Genomic DNA, 22991 nt, shown 5'->3' with positions numbered 1-22991 from the left:
ATCATCGCATCGCTAAACAGTTGAGCACAACCGAGTTTTTCTTACCCGGACGGTTTAGACTGTCTACATGTTGGATCTGAACCGGCTGAAGGCACTGCACGCGGTCGCCGTCTACGGGTCCGTGGGCGCCGCCGCCGAGGCGCTGATGGTGACCCCGTCGGCGATCTCCCAGCAGCTCGCCAAGCTCGAACGGGAGACCGGCGCGGTCCTGATCGAGCGCAACGGCCGCGGGGTGAAACTCACCGACGCGGCCGGGCTGCTCGCCGACCACGCCGAGCGCATCCTCGCGCTCGTGGAGACGGCGGAGGCCGACTTCGAGGCGCTGCGCGGGGAGGTGGTCGGCAGGCTGAGCATGGCCGCCTTCCCCACCGCGGCGCGGGGCATCGTGCCGCGCGCCCTCACCACACTGAAGAGGCAGCACCCCGACCTCGACCTGCTCGTCTACGAGCGGGAGCCCGAACGGCAGATCCGCGAGCTGTCGCGCGGCGACCTCGATCTCGCCGTCCTCCAGGACTGGCTCAACCGGCCGATGGCCCTGCCTGAGGGGCTGTCGCGCACGGCGCTGCTCGACGACGTGGCCGACGTCGTGGTGCCGGCCGACCACCCGCTGGTGGGCGCCGACCGGGTGCGGCTGAGCGACCTCGACGGCGAGAGCTGGATCAGCTCGACCCCGGGCACGGTCTGCCACGACTTCCTGGTGTTCCTGCTGCGTTCCGAGGAACGGGAGCCGCACATCGTCTCCATGGCCGACGAGTACCCCACCCAGCTCGCGCTGGTCGCCGAGGGCCACGGATGCGCGCTCATCCCGCGGCTCGGCCGGGGACCGCTGCCGGAGGGCGTCGCCGTCCTGGCCGTCCAGCCGCCGCCGGTCAGGCGGATCTACGCGGTGTGGCGGACCGACGCCGCGAGGCGTCCCGCGATCCGCGCCGCCGTAGAGGCGCTGCGCTCCGCGTGCCCGGAGCCGTCCGGTGGGTAGGCTGTGCAGGTCATGACAGAGATGACCATCGTTCACCTGCTCCGGCACGGAGAAGTCCACAATCCCCGCGGCGTCCTGTACGGCAGGCTGCCGGGTTACCACCTGTCCGAGACCGGCCGCCGGATGGCCGAGATCGTCGCCAAGGCCGTCGCGGGCAGGGACATCGTCGCGGTCTGGAGCTCGCCGATGGAGCGCGCCCAGGAGACCGCGGAGCCGGCCGCGCAGGCTTTGGGCCTGGAGATCACCACCGACGAGCGTCTCATCGAGGCGGGCAACGTCTTCGAGGGCCTGCGGATGACCGGCGGCGACACCGTCTTCCGCGATCCCCGCTCCTACCGCCACTTCAGGAACCCGTTCCGGCCGTCCTGGGGCGAGCCGTACCGCGAGGTCGTGGCCCGCATGAAGTCGGTGGTGGACGACGCGCGGGCGGCGGCCCGCGGCCACGAGGCGCTGCTGGTCAGTCATCAGCTGCCGATCTGGGTCATCCGGCTCGCCGCCGAGGGCAGGCGGCTGTGGCACGACCCGCGCAGGCGTCAGTGCGCGCTGGCCAGCCTCACCAGCCTGACCTTCGAGGGGAACCGGCTCATCAGCGTCGGTTACAGCGAGCCCGCCGGGGCGCTGCTGCGGGAGGTCGCGCAGCCGCAGGGCGAGGCCGCGCTGTTCGAGCAGGCCGACGCGGCCCTCCCGGAGGCGTTGCGCGCTCATCCCGAGGAGGCCGACGGGGCCCGTCCCCGGGCGGTGCGCGTCGACACCGAGGTGGTGCGCGTCGATACCGAGGAGACGGCGACCGGACCGGAGGACGAGGAGACGCCCGGCCCGCGAGCGATGCCCGGGGCGTGATCGTTCCCGGGTGACGTCACGCACGTGGCCGTGCCCCGGCGATCCGCGCCCCGGCGACCCCGTGCCCGGGCCACCTGTGCCCCGGCGACCCTGTGCCCCGGAGAACCGGGCACCCCCACCGGTCGGTAGGCTTACAGCTCTACCGGTTGTAGTACAAGGAGATCCATCTCCCGTGTCCGCCAAGCGCCTGACCGCAAAGCGCCTGACCGCGCTCGCCGCCGCGGCCGCGGCCGTCACGGCCCTCGCCGGTTGCGCGGGCGGCCAGGAGGCCCAGCCCCGCTCCGGCGACACCCGTTTCGTCGCGGGCGACGGCCGGGTCGAGTTCTTCACCGCGGCGCAGCGCCAGAAGGCGCCCGCGATCGAGGGACAGACCCTGGACGGCGGCACCGCCACGCTCACTACTGGCAAGGTCCACGTACTGAACTTCTGGGCCTCCTGGTGCGCGCCCTGCCGGGCCGAGGCGCCCGTGCTCAAGGACATCGCGGCGACCACCAAGCCGAAGGGCGTGGAGTTCCTCGGCGTCAACTTCAAGGATCTCCAGGCGTCCGCGCAGGCGTACGACCGCTCGGTGAAGCCGGGCTATCCGAGCATCTACGACCAGAGCGGCAAGACGCTGCTGAAGTTCCAGGGCACGGTGCCGCCCGCCGCCATCCCCTCCACGCTGATCATCGACGCCCAGGGCCGCATCGCCGCCCGCGCGCTCGGCGCCGTGAAGTACGACGACCTCCTCGCGGCCGTCACCAAGGTGACCGATGAGTGACCTCGGCAGCACCGTCGCGACGGGCTCGCTGCTGCTCGCCGCGCCGATCGCGGCGGCCGCCGGGCTCGTGTCGTTCGTCTCCCCGTGCGTGCTGCCGCTGGTCCCCGGCTACCTGTCGTACGTCACGGGCATGAGCGGCGACCCCAAGCGGAGCCGGATGGTGCTGGGCAGCGCGTTGTTCGTGCTCGGGTTCGCCCTGGTGTTCGTGCTCGGCGGGGCGCTGTTCGGCGGTCTCGGCGCGGCGCTGCAGGGCAACGCCGACGTGATCAGCAGGGTTCTCGGGGTGGTGACGATCGTCCTCGGGCTGGCTTTCGTGGGCGTGCTGCCCGGCCTCCAGCGCGACGTGCGCATCCACCGGCTGCCCGCCGCCGGGCTCGCGGGGGCCCCGCTGCTCGGCGTCGTCTTCGGCCTCGGCTGGACGCCGTGCATCGGCCCGACGCTGGCGGTGGTCATGACGCTGTCGGTGAACCAGGGCAGCGCGCTGCGCGGCGCGGCCCTCGCCTTCGCGTACGCGCTGGGCCTCGGCCTGCCGTTCGTGCTGGCCGGGCTGGCCTACCGCAAGGCCCTCCACGCGTTCCGGGCGGTCCGCCGGCACACCCCGCTGATCACCAGGGTCGGCGGCGGCATGCTCGTGGCCGTCGGCGTGCTGCTCGTGACCGGGCAGTGGGCGGAGATCATCGTTCACCTGCAGGTGTGGGTCGGCGGATTCAGGCCGGTGATCTGATGAGCGCGCCCGACGACCTCGCACGCGCCGTACGGGACGAGCCCGCGCTCCTCGACGAGGCGGCGCCGCGCGACGAGACGGCGGCCGGTGCCGGGACGGAGGCCGGGGACGCGGCGCGGGAGCCGGCCGGGCCGGTCGGCCTGGGCCTGACGGGATGGCTGCGCTGGGCCTGGCGCACGCTCACCTCGATGCGCACCGCGCTCATCCTGCTGTTCCTGTTCGCGCTCGGCTCGGTGCCGGGCTCCGTCTATCCCCAGCGTGGCGTGGACCCGGGCAGGGTCGCGCAGTACTTCAAGGACAGTCCCACCCAGGCGAAGTGGCTCGACCGCTTCTGGCTGTTCGACGTCTTCACCTCGCCCTGGTTCGCCGCGATCTACCTGCTGCTGTTCGTCTCGCTGGCCGGGTGCGTGTTCCCGCGCGCGCTGGCGCATCTCAGGGAGATCCGGCGCAGGCCGCCCGCCGCGCCGCGCAACCTCCTCCGCCTGCCGCACTCCGAGGAGTTCGAGGGCGATCTCACCGTGGACCGGGCCGCCGCCGTGCTCCGGCGCAGGCGCTTCCGGGTGGTCACCGGCGACGGCTGGGTGGCGGCGGAGAAGGGCTATCTCCGCGAGACCGGCAACCTGCTCTTCCACATCGCGCTGCTCGTGCTGCTGTTCGCCGTCGGCGCCGGTGGCCTGTACGGCTACCGCGGCAACGTGCTGGTGGTGGAGGGCGACGGCTTCTCCAACGCCGTCGCCGCCTACGACCGCTTCATGCCGGGGAGCCGGGTCACCGCCGAGTCGCTGGAGCCGTTCTCCTTCACGCTGAAGGACTTCGAGGCCAGCTACGTCGCCGCCGGGGCCAAGCAGGGCCAGCCGCTCGACTACCTCGCGCGGCTGGAGGTGCAGGACTCCCCGGAGTCCGCGCCTCGCCAGGTGGACCTCAAGGTCAACGAGCCGCTGGACGTGAGCGGCACGCTGACCTACCTCATCGGGCACGGCTACGCGCCCACGTTCCGGGTGACGGACGGCGAGGGCCAGGTGGCCTACGACGGCCCGGTGCCCTGCCTGGCCGGCGACCAGGCGACGTACACGTCCGAGTGCGTCATCAAGGTGCCGGACGCCCGGCCGTCCCAGCTCGGCTTCCTGGCCCGCTTCCTGCCCACGACCGTGCCGAACGGCGACGCCTGGGTGTCGGTCTTCCCCGGCGCGGCCAACCCGACCGTGCAGGTCTTCCCGTTCGCGGGCGACCTCGGCCTGCGCTCGGGCCGGCCGCAGTCGGTGTACCAGCTCGACACCACGCGCCTGAAGCCGCTCGGCAAGATGGCCGCCCAGCCGGCGCCGCTGAACGTGGGCGACACCAAGGAACTCGCCGACGGCGCGGGAAAGATCCAGTTCACCGGCGTCAAGGAGTGGATCAGCCTCCAGGTCACCTACGACCCGGGCCGGGAGCCGGCGTTGCTCGCGGCGGCGGCCGCGGTGATCGGGCTCGTGCTGTCACTCACGATCCGCCGCCGCCGCGTCTGGGTGCGGGTGAAGGACGGCAGGGCCACGGTGGGAGGATTGACCCGCACCGAGGGCGGCGGCGCGGCCTTCGCCGAGGAGTTCGCGCAGATCGTCACCGCCCTGCGCGGCGGCCCGCCCACCGAGGACGCCACACCGGACGAGACCCGGGACGACGACGAGCCGGGCAGGCCCGGAGCGCCCGTCCTGGGCGACTCCGCGATCGTCGCCGGGCAGGCCGAGCCGGACGAGCCGCCCACCGGAACCGCCGCACCGGGCGTCCGCCCGGACGAGGAGTGAATCATGCCCGCCCCGGTCAGCCAAGCCGTCAACGACACTCTCGCCATGGTGAGCGACCAGCTCATCCTGGTCACCGTGCTGCTGTATCTCGCCGCGATGATCTGCTTCGCGCTGGAGCTCGCCTTCGGCCGGGTCCGTACGGCGGAGCCCGCGCGTACGCGTGAACTCGTCGGCGCGGGCGGCCCGGCACTCCCGGCGGAGGGCGCGGCCGGGGCCGTCCGGACGCCGCCGCAACCGGCGGGGTGGGCGGTCCGGGCCGGCGTCGCCGGCGTGGTCCTCGCCTGGATCGCGTGGGCCGGCAACCTCGCCGGCATCCTCACCCGGGGCATCGCGGTGGACCGGTGGCCGTGGGCCAACATGTACGAGTTCGTAGTGGCGATCTGCTTCGCGGCCGTCACCGCGTTCCTCGCGCTGCTGATCCGCCAGCCGATCCGTTACCTCGGCGCGTTCGTGACGGTGACCGCGGCGCTCGGGCTGGGCTTCGCCGTGCTCTTCCTGCACGTCCAGGCGGGCCCGGTGATGCCCGCGCTGCACTCCTACTGGATCGCGATCCACGTCACCGCCGCGATCGTGGCCAGCGGGCTGTTCATCGTGGCGGGCGTCTGCGCGATCCTCTACCTGATCCGCCAGGACGGGCGGCCGTCGGTGCTGCCCGCCAGGGAGACGCTGGAGCGGGTCGCGCACCGCGCGATCGTCATCTCCTTCCCGATCTGGACGTTCGCCGTCATCGCCGGCGCGCTGTGGGCCGACCGGGCGTGGGGCCGCTACTGGGGCTGGGACCCGAAGGAGGTGTGGGCGTTCGTCACGTGGGTCGTCTACGCCGCCTATCTCCACGCGCGGGCGACGGCCGGATGGCGCGGCAAGGCCGCCATGATCATTTCGTTGGTCGCCTTCGGCTGCCTGCTGTTCAACCTGGTCGGCGTCAACATCTTCTTCTCGGGACTGCACTCCTACGCCGACGTGCCCAAGTGACCCCGGCGTCCGTCCGGCGAGGGGCCGCCGGGGGACGGCTTCTGCGGGTGCTCCCGCGGGTGGGGGTGCCGGGCCGGGCGTGAGGGGCCGCCCGGTGGCCGGTCGTCCGGCTGTGGTCGGTCGTCGGGTCGGTCGTCGGGTCGGTCGTCGGTTGTGGGTGGGTCGTCGGGTCAGTCGTCGCCGCGCAGACGGCGCTCCAGGCTGCTCAGGAAGTCCGGGTCGTCGTCGGGCCCGCGCGGCGCGTCGCCGCGCCGGGACCACGCCCCGCCCCGGCCGCCCGCCTGGGCCTCCGCCTGCGCCCCCGGACCGCCCACGGCGCCGTTCGGGCCGTACACGGAGTGCACCGCCCGGGGACGGCCCACGAGGAGCCAGGTCAGGGCGCCGACACCGGCCAGGAAGACCACGATGAGGACCCATACGAACTTGGGGAGGTTGCGCATGTCCTCCTCGGGGGTCGTGATCACGTCGAAGAGGCAGTAGAGCCAGAAGGCAAGCAGCGCCAGGCCGATAATCACGCTAGGCATGCCCACACGGTAAGCCATGCCGGCGACTGATCGTGTCCCGCTTCGGGGTGACGTGGACAGCCGGGCATCGTACGGTGGACCGGTACACGGCGTCCGGAGACCGCGCCCGACGGAACGCGGAGCCTGCCGGAGACGCCGGTGGAACCACGTGACGGAAGCCCTGAACAGAACCAGCAGCCTGACGGATTCGGCCTGAACAGAGGGGTGCGATGGCGGAGCCGGGCGACAGGGGCCGCCACCGGCGCGGAACGCGGTGGTGGCAGCGAGGGCCCTACGTGTCCTCCCACCGCCGCACCGACGTCCCCGGACGCGCGGAGGACCACGCCCCCGACCGCACCCCCGACCGTTCTGCCGATCGCGCCTCCGACTGGGGCTCCGGCCGCCCCTTCGATCGAGGCGCCGAGCGGTCCTCGGAGCGGGCTCGCGACCGTTCTTCCGACCGCGCTTCCGACCGAGGCGCCGAGCGGGCCTCGGAACGGCCGTGGGAGCGGGCGCAGAACCGGCCGCCGGAGTGGGGCGTCGACTGGGCCGCCGAATGGGGCGCAGAATGGTCGCCCGAGCGGCATCCGGAGCGGGTGTACGCCGTGACCGCGCCGGTGGTCGACGACCGTCCCCAGTACACCTGGCAGGACTTCGAGCTCGACGACCTGCCGACCCGGGCGGCGCCCCATGCGCCCGACACCCCCGACCTGCGGGACGGCAGGAAACACTGCGGGCCGCTGGAACGCGTCCTGTTCCGTGAGTGGGACGCCGCGGAGGGTCCGCCCTCCGCCGACGCCGTACGGGCCGTGGACAGCCTCGCCCGGCTGCCGGAGCAGCTGAAGACCAAGCTCGCCATCGGGCTCGACGGCATCTACGTGGGCCGGGGCGGAGTGCCCGACCTCGACGACATGGGTTACCTGCGCGGCGCCCCGCTGCCCTCCGGCCGGGCCACCTGGGACATCTGCGCCGGCGCGTACGGCGACCGCAAGATCGTGGTGGGGGACCGGCCGTCGCCCACCCCGGACGTGATGATGCACGAAGTCGGGCATGCGCTGGACGACGTCGACGCCGGTCCGGGAGAGTGGGTTTCGGACTCCCCGGAGTTCGCGGCGCTCTACGAGGAGTGCCTGCCGCTGCTCGCGTCGTCGTTCCACCGGCAGCCCGGCGGCCTGGGGTGCAAGGAGTTCTTCGCCGACGCGTTCGCGGCGATCGCGTCCCGGCAGCGCCCGGCGCTGGTGGACATGCTGGGCGGTGACACGCGGACGGCCCTCAACGTCATGCTCTTCTTCAACAGGCGCTACGGAATCTAGGTGATTCGGATGTACGTTATCCGGCTCGGCGACGGGACGCTGCGCGTGCCCCGGTCCCTGACCACCGATGACGGGCGCCTCATCGGCAACGCGTACGTCGAGGTCGCACCGGGGGAACCCGGTTACGAAGGCTGGCTGGCCGAGTCCATCACCGAGCAGGAGGACGCCGAGCGACGCCGTCGCTGGCGGGAGGGCGACGACGCGCTGGAGCAGGCGTTCCTGGCCTTCAAGGCGGAGCAGGACCGTTGATCCCCGGCAAGGGAGCAGGACGAGCCGGGAGGGCCTGTTACGGCAGCCTGAAATCGAGGTGGGACTGACTCCGGTGACCCTGCGGCGTCCGGGTAGCGCGCAGGATCACCCGGTGCTGGTACTGCGTCAGACTCGCGGGGAGTCGCCGTTCGGCCGATCGGCCGTGAGGACGTCCTCTCCGCGAAGGAGGGCGTGTACTTCCGATTCACGGAACCGCCGATGCCCCCCGGGGGTACGGATGCTGCTGATACGCCCGGCCGCGGCCCAACGGGTCACGGTCTTCGGGTCGACCCTGAAGAGAGCCGCAACCTCTCCAGGAGTCAGCAGTCGCTCGCTGCTACTCTCCACAATCTCTCCCCCTCGCGTCCCGCGTCCTGCAGCGGGCGGACAGGTAACCAGTGTGCCGAGCGAAGCCTGATTTATCCGTGGTTTTCGGAGAAGATCACGGGTTGTTACCGGCTCAGTGCCCGATTGTTATATGATAGAGCCTCTTTGGGGCGCTCATGGGTGTTTCTTTACAAAAGCGCCTTGTTGTGAACACTAGCAGTGCTTGCAGCAGATGCGAAGAGCGACCAGCGCACCGGGAGAGTGACGTAACCTCGACGCTGTGCATCCGGTTGTCGTTTACACCCTTTCGCGCCTCGGCCTGTTCGCGGTCGCGGTCGGCGTCCTGTATCTCGTCGGCCTGCGGTCGTTCCCGCTGCTGCTGGTCGCCGTGCTGGTCAGCGGTCTGGCCAGCTACGTGCTGCTGTCGAAACAGCGCGACGCGGTGAGCGAGCGCATCGCCACGAAACGTCGGGGACCCGGGAACTCCTAGGCCGCCGGGAACATGCCGACCCGGGCATGGTACTCATGCCCGAGCTCCGTCGTGTCGCTTCCCACCAAAAGACCTGTCTTTACGGTCAGGAAGGCCTTTACCCCGATTCCCCTTTCCCGCGTCGGGTTCCATGTCAGCGCACGGCCCGTCACGGGGTGTATCGCCCCTATGCCCGGCCTGGGGACCGCTCCCGCGCCGGCCGTGTCGGACCCTCGCGGGTTGTTCAGCCAGCGCTGGTGACCGCCCACGTAGACGGCCGAACCGGTCACCGCGACGGCGTACAGGGAGTCGCCCCCGGTCAGGTTGACCCAGGTCGGACGGATCGCGTCGCCCTTCGCGTACGTCTCGAACCTCGCGGCGGAGTCGCACAGCTTGGTGGTGCGCGGCGCCGGGCCGCCCGTCGTGACGACCACGAAGTAGCGGCCGTCGGGCGACAGGTCCAGCCCCCGGACGTACGAGGGGAAGTCGGGCTTGCAGGCGGGGGCGTACGCCTCCGTGTGCCAGCCGGCCACCCGGCCCGTCGTCAGGTCGATCACCCCGAGCTGCGGGCGGCGCAGGCCGTCGAGCGTGGTGAACGAGCCGTCCACGACTAAGCGGTCGGACGTCGCGGCCATGGCGTAGATCCCGGCCCCGCCGCCGCGCCCGCCGCCGGGGGTGACGGTGAAGCGGGGGTCCACCGCGCCGGTGCCGGCGTCCACGCGGGCGAGGGCGGTGCGCGCGCTGCGGCCGATCCTGGCGAAGTCGCCGCCGACGTAGAGCGCCCCGCCGAGACGTACCAGGCTGGTCACCTCTCCCGCGTAGACGGGCGCGGAGAAGGAGGAGACGGGAGTGCCGTCGGAGACGCGCAGCCGGGTCAGCCCCCGGGACGGCCAGGTGAACGCGCCGCCCACGTATACGGTGCCGCCGGGGCCCGGGGCCAGGGCGGACACCGGCCCATCGAGGTCCGGCGCGAAGCCGGGCAGGACGCGGCCGGTGGGCAGGTCGAAGGCGAAGACGTTGGCGCGCGGCAGGTCCGCCCCGCCGCGGGCCTCCCGCACCGCGCTGAACTCGCCGCCCACCACGACGGTGCGGCCGACCAGCGCGAACGCGGTGACGATGCCGTCGAGCACGTGCGGAGTGGTGTTCACGGGGTTCTCCGACACCACGTGGGGCTGCCGGAGGCCGGCGAAGGCCGGCGCGGCCGGCAGGACGGCGAGCGAGGTCACTGCGATCAGTGCGGTGGTGAGACGCATTCCCCAAGTTCTAGCAGACTGAGCGTAATCGATGAACTACGTTCCGCTCATCCTGTCCGGGTGGTGAGGGGGCCCGGGCGGCGCGGCCTAGGCTTGCGTGCATGACGCGCGCATCGCTGGACAAGCAGCCGCACGAGGTCGCCGCGATGTTCGATCGCACGGCCCGGCGCTACGACCTGGTCAACGACGTCCTCTCCCTCGGCCAGGACCGCCTGTGGCGCAGGGCCACGGCGGCGGCGGTGGACGCGGGCCCCGGCGAGCTGGTCCTCGACCTCGCCGCGGGCACCGGCACCTCCACCGACGCGTTCACCGCGCTCGGCGCGCGGGCGATCGCGTGCGACTTCTCGTTCGGCATGCTCAGCACCGGCGTGGCGCGGCGCGGCGGGTCCGGCCTGTACGGCGGGGGCGTGCGCGGGGTGACCTTCGTCGCGGGCGACGCGCTGCGCCTGCCGTTCCGCGACGAGACCTTCGACGCCGTCACGATCTCCTTCGGTCTGCGCAACGTCGCCGACACCGGGCAGGCGCTGCGCGAACTGCTCCGGGTGACCCGGCCGGGCGGGCGCATGGTGATCTGCGAGTTCTCCCGGCCGACGCCGAAGTCGTTCGACCTCGTCTACTCGCAGTACCTGATGAGACTGCTGCCGCCGGTCGCCCGGATGGTCAGCTCCAATCCCGACTCCTACGAGTACCTCGCCGAGTCGATCCGGGCCTGGCCCGACCAGCGGGCGCTGGCGGGGATCATCCAGGAGGCGGGCTGGGAGAAGGTGGGCTGGCGCAACCTGAGCCTCGGCATCGTCGCCCTCCACCGCGCCGTCAAGGGCCGGTGAGGCGTGGTTGCCCACACCCCTCTGACATCCCGCCGCGAGTAGGGGTTAGACTGCGGCGCGACAGTTTGTGAAGTTGTTCACAAAGGCACGAAGGTCTAACCAGTTTCGAGGCCTTCCTTCCCTGGAACGGACAGGACCCCGTGAGCGAGCAAGCCCGCGCAACGCGGAGAGAGGTCGACGCCGACGTCATCGTCGTCGGTGCGGGTCCCGCGGGTTCGACGGCGGCCTTCCACCTCGCCCGCGCCGGCCTCCAGGTGCTGCTGCTGGAGAAGACGCGCTTCCCCCGGGAGAAGGTCTGCGGCGACGGGCTGACCCCGCGGGCGGTGAAGGAACTCGTCGCGATGGGCGTCGACGTCGACGCCCCCGGCTGGGTGCGGAACAAGGGGCTGCGCGTCTACGGCGGCGGCGTGCGGCTCGAACTCGACTGGCCGGAGCTGTCGAGCTACCCCGGCTTCGGCCTCGTGCGCACCCGCGCGGACTTCGACCAGATCCTCGCCCGGCACGCGGAGGGCGCGGGCGTGCGGCTGCGCGAGGGCGTGAACGTTACAGGCCCGCTGCTGGACGAGCGCAGCGGCCACGTGATCGGTGTGACGGCCAGGGCGGACGGCGAGGAGGTCGTCTACCGCTCCCGCCTGGTGGTCGCGGCCGACGGCAACTCGACCCGGCTGTCGATCGCGATGGGCCTGCACAAGCGCGAGGACCGCCCGATGGGCGTGGCCGTGCGCACCTACTACACCAGCCCCCGCCACGACGACGACTACCTGGAGACGTGGCTCGAACTGTGGGACGGCGACCGGCTGCTCCCCGGCTACGGCTGGATCTTCCCCATGGGCGACGGCACCGCCAACGTCGGCCTCGGCCTGCTGAACACCAGCGACGCGTTCAAGAGCATCGACTACCGCGACCTGCTGCGGCGCTGGATGCAGAACACCCCGCCGGAGTGGGGCTTCACCGACGAGAACATGACGGGCCCGATCCGGGGCGCCGCGCTGCCGATGGGATTCAACCGGCAGCCGCACTACACCCGCGGCCTGGTCCTCATCGGGGACGCCGGCGGCTCGATCAACCCGTTCAACGGCGAGGGCATCGCGTACGCCATGGAGACCGGCCGGACGGCCGCCGAAGTGATCGCGCAGGCACTGGCCCGGCCGACGCCCGCCCAGCGTGAGCGCGTATTACTCGCGTACCCGCGTATCCTCAAAGACGCCTATGGCGGATACTTCACTCTCGGCCGCCTGTTCGTCGAGGCGATCGGGAGGCCGGGGGTGATGAGCTTCGCCACCCGGCACGGGATGCCCCATCCCACCCTGATGAGATTCGCGTTCAAGCTTCTCGCTAATCTCACAGACCGGCGGGGCGACGTCTCCGACCGCATAATCAACGCCCTGTCGAAGGTGGCTCCGCCCTCATGACCGAGGCCCGTATGACCGAGAGTCGCATGAACATGACCCGCATGACCGAGATGACGCGTACGGCGTCGCCGACGGCCGCGCGGGCCGCCGGCCGGCCCGCCGCGCCTTCCGGCATTCTCGTGATCAGCCAATTTCACCGAGTAAGCGAGGACATGTAGCCATGGAGCTGTATGTGCCGATTCTGGTGCTCGCGGTCCTCGCGGCGGGGTTCGCCGTGTTCTCCGTGGGCATCGCCCCGTTCACCGGGCCGAAGCGCTGGAACCGCGCGAAGCTGGACGCCTACGAGTGCGGCATCGAGCCGACGCCGCAGCCCGTCGGCGGTGGCCGCTTCCCGCTGAAGTACATGATCACCGCGATGCTGTTCATCGTGTTCGACATCGAGATCATCTTCCTCTATCCGTGGGCGGTGGCCTTCGACAGGCTCGGCGTGTTCGGGCTGGTCGAGATGGTGCTGTTCATCGTCACCGTCCTCGTGGCGTACGCGTACGTGTGGCGCCGCCGCGGCCTCGATTGGGATTAGCCATGGGTCTTGAAGAGAAACTCCCGAGCGGGTTCGCCCTCACCACCGTCGAGCAGGTGGCCGGCTGGGCCCGGAAGAACTCCGTCTGGCCGGCGACCTTCGGTCTCGCGTGCTGCGCCATCGAACTGATGGCCACCGGCGGCCCGAAGCACGACCTGGCCCGCTTCGGCATGGAGCGCGCCTCCGCCTCCCCGCGGCAGGCCGACCTCATGATCGTGGCCGGCCGGCTGTCGCAGAAGATGGCGCCCGTCCTCCGCCAGATCTACGACCAGATGGCCGAGCCCAAGTGGGTCATCGCCATGGGCGTCTGCGCGTCGAGCGGCGGCATGTTCAACAACTACGCCATCGTGCAGGGTGTGGACCACGTGGTGCCGGTCGACATCTACCTGCCCGGCTGCCCGCCGCGGCCGGAGATGCTTATCGACGCCATCGTGAAGCTGCACGACAAGATCCAGAACATGAAGTTCGGCGCGCACCGCGAGAAGCAGGTCGAGGAGCTGGAGCTCCAGGCGCTGCGGACGCTGCCGCTCATCGACCAGGGGGCCGGGAAGTGACGACCGAGAACCTGCCCGGCCTGCCCGAGGAGCCGATCGCCCGTACGGGCATGTTCGGCTCCAGGGACACCGGCGACACCTCCGGCTACAACCGCCTGGTCGTCCGCCGCCCGCCCAAGCTGGTCAGCAGCCGGCCGTACGGGTCGTACTTCGACGACGTGGCCGACGCGCTGGAGCCGGCGTTCGCCGACGCGATCGAGCGGGTGGTCGTCGACCGCGGCGAGGTCACCTTCCACGTGCGGCGCGAGCGGCTGACCGAGGTGATGAAGCACCTGCGCGACGACCCCGCCCTGCGGTTCGAGCTGTCGCTCGGCGTCTCGGGCGTCCACTACCCGGAGGAGACCGGCGCCGAGCTGCGCGCCGTCTACCACCTGTGCTCCATCACGCACAACCGGCGCGTCCGGGTGGAGGTCTCCTGCCCCGACGCCGACCCGCACATCCCCTCCACGGTTCAGGTCTACCCCACGCACGACTGGCATGAGCGCGAGACGTACGACTTCTTCGGCATCGTCTTCGACGGCCACCCGGCGCTGACCCGGATCGAGATGCCGGACGACTGGGAGGGGCACCCGCAGCGCAAGGACTACCCGCTCGGCGGCATCCCGGTCGAGTACCGCGGCGCCGAGGTCCCCGCGCCGGACCGGAGGAGGTCGTACTCGTGAGCGTCGACCCGCACCAGGCAACGAGGGCAGCGAGGAGAGCGTCGTGAGCACCACCGAGACCGAGGGCCGGATCTACGACGTCGCCGGCCAGGACTGGGACGAGCTGGTCAAGACCGTCAGCGAGTCGGCCGACGAGCGCCTCGTCGTCAACATGGGCCCGCAGCACCCGTCGACCCACGGCGTGCTCCGGCTCGTGCTGACCCTCGACGGCGAGACCGTGACCGAGGCCCGCACGGTGATCGGCTACCTGCACACCGGCATCGAGAAGAACATGGAGTTCCGGACGTGGACCCAGGGGGTCACGTTCGTCACCCGCATGGACTACCTCGCGCCGATCTTCAACGAGACGGCGTACTGCCTGGGCGTCGAGAAGCTTCTCGGCATCACCGACCGGATCCCGGACCGGGCGCAGGCCATCCGGGTCCTGACGATGGAGCTCACCCGGATCTCCTCGCACCTCGTCGCGATCGCGACGTTCGGCATGGAGCTGGGCGCGACGACGCCGATGCTGTTCGGCTTCCGCGAGCGCGAGATGGTGCTCGACCTGATGGAGTACATCACCGGCCTGCGGATGAACATGGCGTACGTCCGGCCGGGCGGCGTCAGCGTCGACCTGCCGGCCGGCGCGGTCGACAAGATCGGTGAGTTCCTCAAGGTCATGCCGGGGCGGCTCAAGGAGATGCGCAAGCTCCTCGACGCGAACCCGGTCTACACCCGGCGCACCAAGGACGTGGCCTACCTCGACCTGACCGGCTGCATGGCGCTGGGCATCACCGGCCCCATGCTGCGGGCCGCCGGCCTGCCGTGGGACCTGCGCAAGTCGCAGCCCTACTGCGGCTACGAGACGTACGAGTTCGCGGTGCCGACGCAGAACACCTGCGACGTGTACGGCCGCTACCTCGTCCGGATGGACGAGATGGAGGAGTCCCTCAAGATCATCGAGCAGGCGCTCGACCGCCTGTCCGGCCCGCTCAAGGGCGGCCCGGTGATGATCGAGGACAAGAAGATCGGCTGGCCGGCGCAGCTCGCGCTCGGCCCCGACGGACTCGGCAACTCGCCCGACCACATCGCGCACATCATGGGCGGCTCGATGGAGGCCCTGATCCACCACTTCAAGCTGGTGACCGAGGGCTTCCGGGTGCCCGCCGGGCAGGTGTACTCCTCGGTCGAGTCGCCGCGCGGCGAACTCGGCGCGCACGTGGTCAGCGACGGCGGCACCCGGCCCTACCGGGTGCACTTCCGCGACCCGTCGTTCACGAACCTGCAGGCGGTGCCCGCGACGTGCGAGGGCGGCATGGTCGCCGACGTCATCTCCGCGGTCGCCTCGATCGACCCGGTCATGGGAGGTGTGGACCGATGACTTACGCGCCTGAGGTCCGCGAGCGTCTGGAGACGGACGCCAAGGAGATCATCGGCCGCTACCCCCGGCCGCGTTCGGCGCTGCTGCCGCTGCTGCACCTGGTGCAGTCGGTGGACGGCTACGTCTCCGACGACGGGCAGGAGTTCTGCGCCGAGATGCTGGGCCTGTCCAAGGCCGAGGTCGTGGGTGTGGCGACCTTCTACACGATGTACAAGCGCAGGCCGGCCGGCGACTACAACGTCGGCGTCTGCATCAACACGCTGTGCGCGGTCATGGGCGGCGACCAGATCTGGGCGGAGCTCAGCGAGCACGTGGGCGTCGGCCACGACGAGACCACCCCGGACGGCAAGATCACGCTGGAGCGGCTGGAGTGCAACGCCGCCTGCGACTTCGCCCCGGTCATGATGGTCAACTGGGAGTTCTTCGACAACCAGACCCCGGAGTCGGCCAAGCAGCTCGCCGACGACCTGCGCGCCGGCAAGGAGGTCGCGCCCACGCGCGGCCCGGGCCGCCTGTGCACGTTCCGGGAGGCCTCCCGGGTCCTCGCCGGGTTCCCCGACGGCCTGGCCGCCGACGGACCGTCGGCCGCCGGTCCCTCCCTTGAGGGTCTGAAGATCGCCAGGGCCAACGGCTGGGAGGCCCCCAAGGCCGAGGGGAGCGAGAAGTGACAACGCTTACGCCCGTCCTTACCGACAACTGGGACGTGGCCGGCTCGTTCACCCTCGACGGGTACGGCGAGTACGAGGCCGCGAAGAAGGCTCTGGGCATGGACCCGGACGCGGTCATCCAGGCGGTGAAGGACTCCGGCCTGCGCGGCCGCGGCGGCGCGGGCTTCCCCACCGGCATGAAGTGGGGCTTCATCCCGCAGGGCGACGGCAAGGCCCACTACCTCGTCGTCAACGCCGACGAGTCGGAGCCGGGGACCTGCAAGGACATCCCGCTCATGATGGCCAACCCGCACTCGCTGGTCGAGGGCGTCATCATCTCGTCGTACGCGATCCGGGCGAACCACGCGTTCATCTACATCCGCGGCGAGGTGCTCCACGTCATCCGCCGGGTGCAGGCCGCGGTCCGCGAGGCGTACGAGAAGGGCTACCTCGGGACGGACATCTTCGGCTCGGGCTACGACCTGGACCTCGTCGTGCATAGCGGCGCCGGGGCGTACATCTGCGGCGAGGAGACGGCGCTGCTCGACTCGCTGGAGGGCTACCGCGGCCAGCCCCGGCTCAAGCCGCCGTTCCCGGCGGTCGCCGGTCTGTACGCCTCCCCGACGGTGGTCAACAACGTCGAGTCGATCGCGAGCGTGCCGAGCATCATCGCCAACGGCGCCGACTGGTTCGCCGGGATGGGCACCGAGAAGTCCAAGGGCTTCGGCATCTTCTCGCTGTCGGGCCACGTGACCCGGCCGGGCCAGTACGAGGCCCCGCTGGGCATCACGCTGCGCGAACTGCTCGACATGGCGGGCGGCATCCGCGAGGGCCACGAGCTGAAGTTCTGGACGCCGGGGGGCTCCTCGACGCCGATCTTCACGGCCGAGCACCTCGACGTGCCGCTCGACTTCGAGTCGGTCGGCGCCAAGGGCTCGATGCTGGGCACCCGCGCCCTGCAGATCTTCGACGAGACCACCTGCGTGGTCCGGGCGGTCCTGCGCTGGACGGAGTTCTACGCGCACGAGTCCTGCGGCAAGTGCACCCCGTGCCGCGAGGGCACCTACTGGCTCAAGCAGGTGCTCAAGCGGCTGGAGAAGGGCCAGGGCTCGGAGGAGGACCTGGCGACCATCACCGACATCGCCGACAACATCCTCGGGCGTTCCTTCTGCGCGCTCGGCGACGGCGCGACGAGCCCGATCCACTCGTCGGTGAAGCACTTCCGCGACGAATACCTCAAGCACTTCGAGATCGGCGGCTGCCCGTTCGATCCCGCCGCTTCCACGGTGTGGGGGTCCAAGTGACAGTTCAGACGACGCAGCCGGAACAGCCGGTCGTGGACATGGTCAGCCTGACCATCGACGGCTTCCAGGTCAGCGTCCCCAAGGGCACGCTGATCATTCGGGCCGCGGAGCTGCTGGGGATCCAGATCCCCCGGTTCTGCGACCACCCGCTGCTCTCGCCCGCGGCCAACTGCCGCCAGTGTCTCGTCGACATCCCCGACGCGGGCAACGGCCGCGGCTTCCCCAAGCCGCAGCCGTCCTGTGCGATCGAGGTCGCCGAGGGCATGGTGGTCAAGACGCAGCTCACCTCGCCGGTGGCCGAGAAGGCACAGCGCGGCGTGATGGAGATGCTGTTGCTGAACCACCCGCTCGACTGCCCGGTCTGCGACAAGGGCGGCGAGTGCCCCCTGCAGAACCAGGCGATGTCGAACGGCCAGGGTGAGAGCCGGTTCGTCGAGCAGAAGCGCACGTTCGACAAGCCGGTCCCGCTGTCCACCGAGGTGCTGCTCGACCGCGAGCGCTGCGTCCAGTGCGCGCGGTGCATCCGCTTCTCCGACCAGATCGCGGGCGACCCGCTCATCGACTTCTTCGACCGCGGGGCCAAGGAGCAGGTGGGCGTCGCCGACGGCGAGCCGTTCGAGTCCTACTTCTCGGGCAACACGATCCAGATCTGCCCGGTGGGCGCGCTGACCGGCGCGGCCTACCGGTTCCGCTCCCGCCCGTTCGACCTGGTCTCCACGCCGAGCGCGTGCGAGCACTGCGCGTCGGGCTGCTCGCTGCGCACCGACCACCGCCGGGGCAAGGTCACCCGCCGCCTCGCCGGGGACGACCCGCAGGTCAACGAGGAGTGGAACTGCGACAAGGGCCGCTGGGCGTTCACCTACGCCACCGCGCCCGACCGGCTGCGCTCGCCGCTGGTGCGCGACGAGAGCGGCAAGCTCGTCCCGACCTCCTGGCCGGACGCGCTGGCCACGGCCGCCCAGGGCCTCGCGCGGGCCCGGGGCAGGGCCGGGGTGCTGGTCGGCGGGCGGCTCACGGTCGAGGACGCCTACGCCTACAGCAAGTTCGCCCGGATCGCCCTCGGCACCAACGACATCGACTTCCGGGCCCGGCCGCACTCCGAGGAGGAGGCGCGGTTCCTCGCCCACGCCGTCGCCGGCAAGGGCATCGAGGTCTCCTACGCCGACCTGGAGACGGCCCCGGCCGTGCTCCTCGCCGGGTTCGAGCCCGAGGAGGAGTCGCCGATCGTCTTCCTGCGCCTGCGTAAGGCGGCGCGCAAGCGGGGCCTGAAGGTCCACGCGATCGCGCCGTTCGCCACGCCGGGCCTGGCCAAGATGAACGGCTCGCTGATCCGGACGCTGCCCGGCGCGGAGGCCGAGGCGCTCGGCGACCTCGTCTCCGGCGACCTGCTGCCGCCCGGCACGATCATCCTCGCCGGTGAGCGGCTCGCCGCCGCCCCCGGCGCCCTGTCGGCGCTCGTACGGCTCACGCTCGCCACCGGCGCCCGGCTCGCCTGGGTGCCGCGGCGGGCGGGGGAGCGCGGCGCGCTGGAGGCGGGCGCCCTGCCCGGCCTGCTGCCGATCGGCCGCCCGGCCGCCGACGAGACCGCCCGCGCGGAGGTCGCCAGGGCGTGGGGCGTCGCCTCGCTGCCCGAGGCGCCCGGCCGCGACACCGCGGGCATCGTCGAGGCCGCGCTGAACGACGAGGTCGACGCGCTGGTCGTGGCGGGCGTGGACCCCTACGACCTGCCCGACCCCGCGAGGGCCCTGGCCGCGCTGGAGAACACCCCGTTCATCGTCAGCCTGGAGATCCGCGCCAGCGCGGTCACCGACCGGGCCGACGTGGTCCTGCCGGTCGCCGCGGTGGCCGAGAAGTCCGGCACGTTCGTCGACTGGGAGGGCAGGGGCCGCTCCTTCGGCGTGGCGACCGCCGTACCGGGCCTGATGAGCGACCTGCGGGCGATCGGCTCGATCGCCGACCTGATGGACGTGCACCTCGGCCTGCCCGACGACGCCGCCGCGCGGCGCGAGATGGCCACGCTCGGCGCCTGGAAGGGCCCGCGCCCGGCCGCGCCCGCGGTCGCCGGCCTCGTGGTCGCGGAGCCGCAGGCGGGCGAGGCGGTGCTGGCCACCTGGCACCTGCTGCTCGACGACGGCCGGATGCAGGACGGCGAGCCGTACCTGGCGGGGACCGCCCGCTCGACGGCGGCGCTGCTGTCGGAGGCCACCGCCGCCGAGATCGGCGCGGTGGACGGCGGCAAGATCACCATCGGTGACGGCGTCGTCCTGCCGGTGCGCGTCGCGGACCTGCCCGACCGTGTCGTGTGGGTGCCGTCCAACTCCGCCGGCCTGTCGGTCACGCGCGACCTGCGCGCGGTCGCCGGAGACGTCGTCAAGATCGGGAGCGTCTCGTGAACAACCCCGGACCCACGCTGAGCGACTTCGGCCACGATCCTCTGTGGATCACGATCATCAAGGCCGTCGCGATCTTCGTGTTCCTGATGCTGGGCGTGCTGATGGGCGTGTGGACCGAGCGCAAGCTCATCTCGCGCATGCAGCACCGCTACGGCCCCAACCGGGCGGGTAAGTTCGGCCTGCTGCAGACGGTGGCCGACGGCCTGAAGATGGGCCTGAAGGAAGACCTCATGCCACGCACCGTGGACAAGGTGATCTACTTCCTGGCCCCGGTCATCATCGCCGTCCCGGCCTTCCTGGCCTTCTCCGTGGTGCCGTTCGGGCCGATGGTCTGGATGTTCGGCCACCGGACGCCGCTGCAGCTCACCGACCTGCCGGTCGCGGTCCTGCTGGTGCTGGCCACCGCCTCGATCGGCGTGTACGGCATCGTGCTCGCCGGGTGGGGCTCCCGCTCGCCGTACGCGATCCTCGGCGGCCTGCGCTCCAGCGCCCAGGTCGTGTCGTACGAGATCGCGATGGGCCTGTCGTTCGTCGCGGTGTTCCTGAACGCGGGCACGCTGTCCACGTCGGAGATCGTGGCCAAGCAGGCGGGCGGCGGCACCTGGGACATCCTCGGGCTGCACATCCCGACGCCGTCCTGGTACGTGTTCTCGCTGATCCCGTCGTTCCTGATCTACGCGGTCTGCATGCTCGGCGAGACCAACCGCGTGCCGTTCGACCTCCCCGAGGGCGAGGGCGAACTGGTCGGCGGCTTCCACACCGAATACTCCTCGTCGCTGAAGTTCGCGATGTTCATGCTCGCCGAGTACGTGAACGTGTTCACGGTCTCGGCCATGGCGATCACGCTGTTCTTCGGCGGCTGGCGGGCCCCGTGGCCGATCTCCCTGTGGGACGGCGCGAACACCGGCTGGTGGCCCATGCTCTGGTTCTTCGCCAAGCTGGTCATCGCGTTCGGGTTCTTCGTCTGGGTCCGTGCCTCGCTGCCACGCGTTCGCTATGACCAGCTCATGGCCTTCGGGTGGAAGGTGCTTATCCCGCTCAACCTGGTCTGGATCCTGCTGGCCGCCACCTTCAAGGCGCTGCGCCTGCCGGAGACCGACCGGATGGGCATCATGGCCTTCGGCGCGGTGGTGATCATCGTCGCGTTCGTGGTCTGGCTGCGGTTCGACACGGTGAACCAGCGCCGCAGGGAGGCCAGGGCCGCCCAGGTCGAGGAGGAGTTCGAGCAACTGCGCGAGGAGCCGGCGGCGGGCGGGTTCCCGGTGCCGGCGCTCGACCTCCCGCACTACCACGGCGCCGTGCCCGCCGCGCGTGTCCCTACCGACGCCAAGGAGGTGACCAGTGGGAGCAACTGATTGGCTGAATCCGATCAAGGGATTCGGCGTCACCTTCCACCACATGTTCAAGAAGCCGGTGACGGTCAACTATCCCGAGGAGAAGCGGCCCACCGCGCCGCGTTTCCACGGGCGGCACCAGCTGAACCGGTGGCCCGACGGCCTGGAGAAGTGCGTCGGCTGCGAGCTGTGCGCCTGGGCCTGCCCGGCGGACGCCATCTACGTCGAGGGCGGCGACAACACCGACGAGGAGCGGTTCTCGCCCGGTGAGCGGTACGGCCGCGTCTACCAGATCAACTACCTGCGCTGCATCCTCTGCGGGCTCTGCATCGAGGCGTGTCCCACCCGGGCGCTCACGATGACGAACGAGTACGAGCTCGCCGACTCCAGCCGCGAGTCGCTGATCTTCACCAAGGAGATGCTCCTCGCGCCGCTCGGACCGGGCATGGAGCAGCCGCCCCACCCGATGCGCCTCGGCGAGACCGAGGAGGACTACTACCGGTTGGGTCGAAGCAATGGGTGAGTCCATCACGTTCTGGGTGCTCGCGGTCGTCTCGGTGATCGCCGCACTCGGACTCGTCTTCAGCCGAAGGGCCGTCTACTCGGCCCTGATGCTCGGCGTCGTCATGCTCTCGCTGGCGGTGCTGTACGCCGTCCAGGACGCTCCGTTCCTGGCGGCCGTGCAGATCATCGTCTACACCGGCGCGGTCATGATGCTGTTCCTGTTCGTGCTCATGCTCGTGGGCGTGGACTCCTCCGACTCCCTGGTGGAGACGATCAAGGGGCAGCGCTTCTGGGCCGTCGTGGGCGGGCTGGGCTTCGCCGTCCTCCTCGCGCTCGGCATCGGGAACGCGGTGGTCGGCTCGCCGAAGGGCCTCACCGCGGCCACCGAGGGGGGCAACGTGTCCTCCCTGGCTCAGCTGATCTTCACGCGTCACGTGTTCGCCTTCGAGGTGACCTCGGCGCTGCTGATCACCGCTGCCCTGGGCGCGATGGTGCTGGCGCACCGGGAGCGCACCGAGGCCAAGCCGACCCAGCGGGACCTGTCCCGGCAGCGCTTCGCCGCCTTCGGCCGCACCGGCAAGAACCCGGCGCCGCTGCCCGGCCCCGGCACCTACGCCCGGCACAACGCCATCGACATGCCGGCGCTGCTGCCCGACGGGACCATCTCGCCGCTGTCGGTCAACCGCTACATCGCCCGGTACGAGGAGTCCAAGGGCATCCTGCCCCCGGAGGTCGCCGACGTGCTGGAGCAGGAGGAGGCCGCGCAGCGGGCCGCCGCCCAGGCCAACGGGCACGGCGGGCACAGCACGCCGACGGTGGCCGAGGAGGCCAGGGACGGCGGTCCCGACACCGAGCCGTTGCCCGAGGGCACCGAGCAGGACACCGTCGTGGCCGGTCGCGTGGTCCGTCCCCGCGGCGAGTCCGCGGTCACCGAGGAGGACGGCAAGTGACCACCCACTATCTGGTGCTCTCCGCGCTGCTGTTCGCCATCGGCGGCGTCGGCGTGCTCGTACGGCGCAACGCCATCGTGGTGTTCATGTGCGTCGAGCTCATGCTCAACGCCTGCAACCTGGCGTTCGTCACCTTCGCCCGGCAGAACGGCAACCTCGACGGCCAGCTCATCGCGTTCTTCGTGATGATCGTGGCCGCCGCAGAGGTGGTCATCGGCCTGGCCATCATCGTGACGATCTTCCGAACCCGCAGGTCCGCGTCGGTCGACGACGTCAGCCTGCTGAAGTACTAAGAGGTGGCCGTGGAACCCGCTGAGATCATCCAGCACTCCGGTGGAGCGATCGGGGCCGCCTGGC

The 22991-nt window shown here is 71.0% G+C and carries 25 protein-coding genes and 1 pseudogene; 23 read left to right on the top strand and 3 right to left on the bottom strand.

Annotation, left to right across the window (positions count from 1 at the left end; translation table 11 throughout):
* The first annotated feature begins 67 nt into the window (after positions 1 to 67).
* The 6 genes and pseudogenes from HHX40_RS29535 (at position 68) to ccsB (ending at position 6053) form a co-directional block, all read left to right on the top strand.
* Positions 68 to 976, top strand: coding sequence for a LysR family transcriptional regulator (locus HHX40_RS29535; RefSeq protein ID WP_111699588.1), 909 nt, complete (start codon positions 68 to 70; stop codon positions 974 to 976).
* 12 nt (positions 977 to 988) lie between these two features.
* A pseudogene (locus tag HHX40_RS29530) lies at positions 989 to 1591 on the top strand (histidine phosphatase family protein); the annotation flags it as partial.
* Between the two features lie 397 nt (positions 1592 to 1988).
* Complete coding sequence (locus HHX40_RS29525; RefSeq protein ID WP_310738339.1) at positions 1989 to 2576, top strand: TlpA disulfide reductase family protein; 588 nt, start codon at positions 1989 to 1991, stop codon at positions 2574 to 2576.
* Positions 2569 to 3300, top strand: coding sequence for a cytochrome c biogenesis CcdA family protein (locus HHX40_RS29520; protein WP_182883189.1), 732 nt, complete (start codon positions 2569 to 2571; stop codon positions 3298 to 3300). Before HHX40_RS29525 ends, HHX40_RS29520 begins: the two co-directional genes overlap by 8 nt.
* Positions 3300 to 5081: a cytochrome c biogenesis protein ResB gene (locus tag HHX40_RS29515; RefSeq protein ID WP_182883188.1), complete on the top strand. Its 1782-nt coding sequence runs from the start codon at positions 3300 to 3302 to the stop codon at positions 5079 to 5081. Before HHX40_RS29520 ends, HHX40_RS29515 begins: the two co-directional genes overlap by 1 nt.
* Positions 5082 to 5084: 3 nt before the next feature.
* Positions 5085 to 6053, top strand: coding sequence for a c-type cytochrome biogenesis protein CcsB (gene ccsB, locus HHX40_RS29510; protein ID WP_182883187.1), 969 nt, complete (start codon positions 5085 to 5087; stop codon positions 6051 to 6053).
* Between the two features lie 170 nt (positions 6054 to 6223).
* Here the strand turns inward: ccsB and HHX40_RS29505 are convergent, their stop codons facing one another.
* Entirely contained in the window at positions 6224 to 6577 is a 354-nt protein-coding gene (locus tag HHX40_RS29505; RefSeq protein WP_182872884.1) for a PLD nuclease N-terminal domain-containing protein, read from the bottom strand.
* 275 nt (positions 6578 to 6852) lie between these two features.
* Between HHX40_RS29505 and HHX40_RS29500 the strand changes: the two genes are divergently transcribed.
* Positions 6853 to 7869, top strand: a complete 1017-nt coding sequence (locus HHX40_RS29500; RefSeq protein WP_310738338.1) for a hypothetical protein — start codon at positions 6853 to 6855, stop codon at positions 7867 to 7869.
* Positions 7870 to 7878: 9 nt separating this feature from the next.
* A complete protein-coding gene (locus tag HHX40_RS29495) occupies positions 7879 to 8118 on the top strand; it encodes a hypothetical protein (RefSeq protein ID WP_111699584.1) in 240 nt (79 codons plus the stop codon).
* 126 nt (positions 8119 to 8244) lie between these two features.
* Here HHX40_RS29495 and HHX40_RS29490 read toward each other — a convergent pair whose 3' ends face one another.
* A complete protein-coding gene (locus HHX40_RS29490) occupies positions 8245 to 8466 on the bottom strand; it encodes a BldC family transcriptional regulator (protein ID WP_036325312.1) in 222 nt (73 codons plus the stop codon).
* A 259-nt stretch (positions 8467 to 8725) separates the two neighbouring features.
* On the opposite strand from HHX40_RS29490, the gene HHX40_RS29485 reads away from it, so the two are divergent.
* Positions 8726 to 8935, top strand: coding sequence for a DUF4229 domain-containing protein (locus HHX40_RS29485; RefSeq protein WP_111699583.1), 210 nt, complete (start codon positions 8726 to 8728; stop codon positions 8933 to 8935).
* Here the strand turns inward: HHX40_RS29485 and HHX40_RS29480 are convergent.
* Positions 8932 to 10167 carry a hypothetical protein gene (locus HHX40_RS29480; RefSeq protein ID WP_182883185.1) on the bottom strand — a complete coding sequence of 412 codons (1236 nt, stop codon included), beginning with the start codon at positions 10165 to 10167 and terminating at the stop codon, positions 8932 to 8934. The two genes, HHX40_RS29485 and HHX40_RS29480, sit on opposite strands and share 4 nt — an antisense overlap.
* 101 nt (positions 10168 to 10268) lie before the next feature.
* Here HHX40_RS29480 and HHX40_RS29475 point away from each other — a divergent pair, with 101 nt between their 5' ends.
* The 14 genes from HHX40_RS29475 (at position 10269) to nuoK (ending at position 22927) form a co-directional block, all read left to right on the top strand.
* The gene (locus HHX40_RS29475; RefSeq protein ID WP_138459496.1) at positions 10269 to 10994 is read left to right on the top strand and encodes a demethylmenaquinone methyltransferase; all 726 of its coding nucleotides are present in this window, start codon (positions 10269 to 10271) and stop codon (positions 10992 to 10994) included.
* 140 nt (positions 10995 to 11134) lie between these two features.
* Complete coding sequence (locus HHX40_RS29470) at positions 11135 to 12406, top strand: geranylgeranyl reductase family protein (protein WP_182872881.1); 1272 nt, start codon at positions 11135 to 11137, stop codon at positions 12404 to 12406.
* Positions 12403 to 12564 (top strand): hypothetical protein, encoded by a 162-nt coding sequence (locus HHX40_RS29465; protein ID WP_165900563.1) that lies wholly within the window; start codon positions 12403 to 12405, stop codon positions 12562 to 12564. The genes HHX40_RS29470 and HHX40_RS29465 overlap by 4 nt, the downstream gene beginning before the upstream one ends.
* A 2-nt stretch (positions 12565 to 12566) precedes the next feature.
* Positions 12567 to 12926 (top strand): NADH-quinone oxidoreductase subunit A, encoded by a 360-nt coding sequence (locus HHX40_RS29460; protein ID WP_111699579.1) that lies wholly within the window; start codon positions 12567 to 12569, stop codon positions 12924 to 12926.
* A gap of 2 nt (positions 12927 to 12928) precedes the next feature.
* Positions 12929 to 13480: a NuoB/complex I 20 kDa subunit family protein gene (locus HHX40_RS29455; protein ID WP_111699578.1), complete on the top strand. Its 552-nt coding sequence runs from the start codon at positions 12929 to 12931 to the stop codon at positions 13478 to 13480.
* Positions 13477 to 14142, top strand: a complete 666-nt coding sequence (locus HHX40_RS29450; protein WP_138459494.1) for an NADH-quinone oxidoreductase subunit C — start codon at positions 13477 to 13479, stop codon at positions 14140 to 14142. The genes HHX40_RS29455 and HHX40_RS29450 overlap by 4 nt, the downstream gene beginning before the upstream one ends.
* Positions 14143 to 14185: 43 nt before the next feature.
* Positions 14186 to 15502 carry an NADH-quinone oxidoreductase subunit D gene (locus HHX40_RS29445; protein WP_182883184.1) on the top strand — a complete coding sequence of 439 codons (1317 nt, stop codon included), beginning with the start codon at positions 14186 to 14188 and terminating at the stop codon, positions 15500 to 15502.
* Entirely contained in the window at positions 15499 to 16170 is a 672-nt protein-coding gene (gene nuoE, locus HHX40_RS29440; protein ID WP_111699575.1) for an NADH-quinone oxidoreductase subunit NuoE, read from the top strand. Before HHX40_RS29445 ends, nuoE begins: the two co-directional genes overlap by 4 nt.
* Positions 16167 to 17453, top strand: coding sequence for an NADH-quinone oxidoreductase subunit NuoF (gene nuoF, locus HHX40_RS29435; protein WP_111699574.1), 1287 nt, complete (start codon positions 16167 to 16169; stop codon positions 17451 to 17453). The genes nuoE and nuoF overlap by 4 nt, the downstream gene beginning before the upstream one ends.
* The gene (locus HHX40_RS29430; RefSeq protein ID WP_182883183.1) at positions 17450 to 19846 is read left to right on the top strand and encodes an NADH-quinone oxidoreductase subunit G; all 2397 of its coding nucleotides are present in this window, start codon (positions 17450 to 17452) and stop codon (positions 19844 to 19846) included. Before nuoF ends, HHX40_RS29430 begins: the two co-directional genes overlap by 4 nt.
* Complete coding sequence (nuoH, locus tag HHX40_RS29425; RefSeq protein WP_182883182.1) at positions 19843 to 21201, top strand: NADH-quinone oxidoreductase subunit NuoH; 1359 nt, start codon at positions 19843 to 19845, stop codon at positions 21199 to 21201. Before HHX40_RS29430 ends, nuoH begins: the two co-directional genes overlap by 4 nt.
* On the top strand, positions 21188 to 21703 hold the full coding sequence (nuoI, locus tag HHX40_RS29420; RefSeq protein ID WP_111700538.1) for an NADH-quinone oxidoreductase subunit NuoI: 516 nt from the start codon (positions 21188 to 21190) through the stop codon (positions 21701 to 21703). Before nuoH ends, nuoI begins: the two co-directional genes overlap by 14 nt.
* Entirely contained in the window at positions 21696 to 22634 is a 939-nt protein-coding gene (locus tag HHX40_RS29415; RefSeq protein WP_182883181.1) for an NADH-quinone oxidoreductase subunit J, read from the top strand. The genes nuoI and HHX40_RS29415 overlap by 8 nt, the downstream gene beginning before the upstream one ends.
* The gene (nuoK, locus tag HHX40_RS29410; RefSeq protein WP_030506864.1) at positions 22631 to 22927 is read left to right on the top strand and encodes an NADH-quinone oxidoreductase subunit NuoK; all 297 of its coding nucleotides are present in this window, start codon (positions 22631 to 22633) and stop codon (positions 22925 to 22927) included. The genes HHX40_RS29415 and nuoK overlap by 4 nt, the downstream gene beginning before the upstream one ends.
* Positions 22928 to 22991: the final 64 nt, after the last annotated feature.

The organism is Microbispora sp. H10949 (assembly GCF_014161435.1).
Taxonomy (GTDB): Bacteria; Actinomycetota; Actinomycetes; order Streptosporangiales; family Streptosporangiaceae; genus Microbispora; species Microbispora triticiradicis.
The sequence above is the reverse complement of the archived record's forward strand: the minus strand, read 5'-3'. Positions and strand labels throughout refer to the sequence as shown.

Excerpts from the sequence above, each read along its gene's own strand:
- HHX40_RS29515 (WP_182883188.1), top strand. The coding sequence starts at position 3,300 with ATGAGCGCGCCCGACGACCTCGCACGCGCCGTACGGGACGAGCCCGCG.
- HHX40_RS29415 (WP_182883181.1), top strand. The coding sequence starts at position 21,696 with ATGGGTGAGTCCATCACGTTCTGGGTGCTCGCGGTCGTCTCGGTGATC.
- HHX40_RS29455 (WP_111699578.1), top strand. The coding sequence starts at position 12,929 with ATGGGTCTTGAAGAGAAACTCCCGAGCGGGTTCGCCCTCACCACCGTC.
- HHX40_RS29520 (WP_182883189.1), top strand. The coding sequence starts at position 2,569 with ATGAGTGACCTCGGCAGCACCGTCGCGACGGGCTCGCTGCTGCTCGCC.
- HHX40_RS29460 (WP_111699579.1), top strand. The coding sequence starts at position 12,567 with ATGGAGCTGTATGTGCCGATTCTGGTGCTCGCGGTCCTCGCGGCGGGG.
- HHX40_RS29535 (WP_111699588.1), top strand. The coding sequence starts at position 68 with ATGTTGGATCTGAACCGGCTGAAGGCACTGCACGCGGTCGCCGTCTAC.
- ccsB (WP_182883187.1), top strand. The coding sequence starts at position 5,085 with ATGCCCGCCCCGGTCAGCCAAGCCGTCAACGACACTCTCGCCATGGTG.
- HHX40_RS29505 (WP_182872884.1), bottom strand. The coding sequence starts at position 6,577 with ATGCCTAGCGTGATTATCGGCCTGGCGCTGCTTGCCTTCTGGCTCTAC.
- HHX40_RS29480 (WP_182883185.1), bottom strand. The coding sequence starts at position 10,167 with ATGCGTCTCACCACCGCACTGATCGCAGTGACCTCGCTCGCCGTCCTG.
- HHX40_RS29475 (WP_138459496.1), top strand. The coding sequence starts at position 10,269 with ATGACGCGCGCATCGCTGGACAAGCAGCCGCACGAGGTCGCCGCGATG.
- HHX40_RS29495 (WP_111699584.1), top strand. The coding sequence starts at position 7,879 with ATGTACGTTATCCGGCTCGGCGACGGGACGCTGCGCGTGCCCCGGTCC.
- nuoE (WP_111699575.1), top strand. The coding sequence starts at position 15,499 with ATGACTTACGCGCCTGAGGTCCGCGAGCGTCTGGAGACGGACGCCAAG.
- HHX40_RS29465 (WP_165900563.1), top strand. The coding sequence starts at position 12,403 with ATGACCGAGGCCCGTATGACCGAGAGTCGCATGAACATGACCCGCATG.